The organism is Mesorhizobium sp. M7A.F.Ca.CA.001.10.2.1 (genome assembly GCF_003998575.1).
GTDB lineage: Bacteria > Pseudomonadota > Alphaproteobacteria > Rhizobiales > Rhizobiaceae > Mesorhizobium.
Genome location: NZ_RZQY01000871.1, coordinates 1 through 2,015 on the forward strand (window position 1 = coordinate 1; position 2,015 = coordinate 2,015).

Genomic DNA, 2,015 nt, shown 5'->3' on the forward strand with positions numbered 1-2,015 from the left:
GCGATGGCGCGCGTGCGAGCGGCGGCAGCGCCTCCGGCTTGAGTGAGGCGGTGCGTCGCCTGGAAGCGCAGCTTGGTGTCAGGTTGTTCAATCGCACGACGCGCAGCGTTGTCCCGACCGAGGCGGGCCTCAGCCTGCTGGAGCGGCTCGGCCCGGCGCTGTCGGAGGTGGAGGCGGCGCTGGATGTGGTGAACGGCTTTCGCGACAGGCCGGCGGGTTCGCTGCGTCTCAATGTGCCGGTCAGCGCCGCGCGGCTGATATTGCCGGATATCGTGCCGGGTTTCCTCGCCGCCTATCCCGGCATCCGTCTGGAAGTGATCGCCGATGAGAACTTTGTCGATGTGCTGGCGGCCGGGTGTGACGCCGGCATCCGCTATGACGAGCGGCTGGAGCAGGACATGATCGCGGTGCCGATCGGACCGCGCGTGCAGCGCTTCGCCACCGCTGCCAGCCCTGCCTATCTTGCTCGTCATGGGCGGCCGCAACACCCGAGCGACCTGCTTGGCCACTCTTGCGTGCGCGGGCGCTTTGCCAGCGGTGCGATGCTGCCTTGGGAGTTCGAGCGCGACGGTGAGGTGGTGCGGGTCGATCCGACAGGGCCGCTGATCGTGCGGATCGGCGGCGCGACCGATCTTGCCGTCGATGCGGCCATCGCCGGCACCGGCATCATCGGCCTCTTCGAGGGCTGGCTTCGCCCCTACTTCGAAAGCGGCGCGCTTGAGCCCATTCTCGAACCGTGGTGGCCGAGTTTTCCCGGACCGTTCCTCTATTATCCCGGCCGGCGGCTGGTGCCGGCCCCGCTGCGGGCGTTCATCGACTATATCAAGGGCGGCAAGGCCTGACCTGTTTATGCCGGCGCCTTCACCCCACCCGGCGCTACGCGCCGACCTCCCCATCGAGGGGAGGTAGGGCGTCGCGCTCTTCTACCTCCCCTCGATGGGGAGGTCGCGCCGCAGGCGCGGGTGGGGTGACTGCCGAGCCGCAAACAAAAAGGCCGCCCGGAGGCGGCCTTTTCGATTGTCTGAAGCTGCGGAACGCTTAGCGCTTCGAGAACTGGAACGAACGACGGGCTTTCGCCTTGCCGTACTTCTTGCGCTCGACGACGCGGCTGTCGCGGGTCAGGAAGCCGCCCTTTTTGAGCACGGCGCGCAGCGTCGGCTCGTAATAGGTCAGCGCCTTGGAGATGCCGTGACGCACGGCGCCAGCCTGGCCGGAGAGACCGCCGCCGACAACGGTCGCGACGATGTCGTACTGGCCGGCGCGGTTGGAGGCGATGATCGGCTGGTTGAGGATCATCTGCAGGACCGGACGCGCGAAATAGGTCGCGAATTCCTTGTCGTTGACGATGATCTTGCCGGAACCCGGCTTCACCCAGACGCGCGCAATGGCGTTCTTGCGCTTGCCGGTGGCATAGGCGCGGCCCGACTTGTCGAGCTTCTGGACGTGGACGGGGGCTGCCGGCTGGGTATTGGTGTTGCCGGTGGCGGCGCCCAGTTCTGCGAGCGAGGAAAGCTCAGCCATCTTATGCGACCTTCTTGTTCTTGGCGTTCAGCTTGGCCACGTCGAGCACGACGGGCTGCTGTGCGACATGCGGATGCTCGGCACCTGCATAGACGCGCAGGTTCTTCATCTGGCGACGGCCGAGCGGGCCACGTGGGACCATGCGCTCAACGGCCTTCTCGACGACACGCTCGGGGAAACGACCCTCGAGCAGCTGGCGCGCGGTGCGCTCCTTGATGCCGCCTGGGTGGCCGGTGTGCCAGTAATAGACCTTGTCGGTGAACTTCTTGCCGGTGAACACCACCTTGTCGGCATTGATGACAATGACGTTGTCGCCGTCGTCGACATGCGGGGTGAAGGTCGGCTTGTGCTTGCCGCGAAGATGATTGGCGATGACAGTGGCCAGACGACCGACGACGAGACCTTCGGCGTCGATCAGGATCCACTTCTTCACCACATCCGCAGGCTTCTGCGAAAAGGTTGTCATGTTTTCTGCTCTCGGTTCTGACCTTCAT

General features: G+C 65.5%; 3 protein-coding genes. 1 reads left to right on the forward strand and 2 read right to left on the reverse strand.

Annotated features, from left to right (window positions below):
* The coding region (locus tag EN964_RS32860; RefSeq protein ID WP_164776255.1) for a LysR family transcriptional regulator at positions 1 to 842 on the forward strand (842 nt) is incomplete at its 5' end.
* Positions 843 to 1,038: 196 nt separating this feature from the next.
* Here EN964_RS32860 and rpsI read toward each other — a convergent pair.
* Positions 1,039 to 1,521, reverse strand: a complete 483-nt coding sequence (rpsI, locus tag EN964_RS32865) for a 30S ribosomal protein S9 (protein WP_023810272.1) — start codon at positions 1,519 to 1,521, stop codon at positions 1,039 to 1,041.
* A gap of 1 nt (position 1,522) precedes the next feature.
* A complete protein-coding gene (gene rplM / locus EN964_RS32870; RefSeq protein ID WP_013532205.1) occupies positions 1,523 to 1,987 on the reverse strand; it encodes a 50S ribosomal protein L13 in 465 nt (154 codons plus the stop codon).
* Between the last annotated feature and the right edge of the window lie 28 nt (positions 1,988 to 2,015).

Bases quoted from the DNA above. Each gene is read 5' to 3' on its own strand.
- rpsI (WP_023810272.1), bottom strand. From the start codon at position 1,521: ATGGCTGAGCTTTCCTCGCTCGCAGAACTGGGCGCCGCCACCGGCAAC.
- rplM (WP_013532205.1), bottom strand. From the start codon at position 1,987: ATGACAACCTTTTCGCAGAAGCCTGCGGATGTGGTGAAGAAGTGGATC.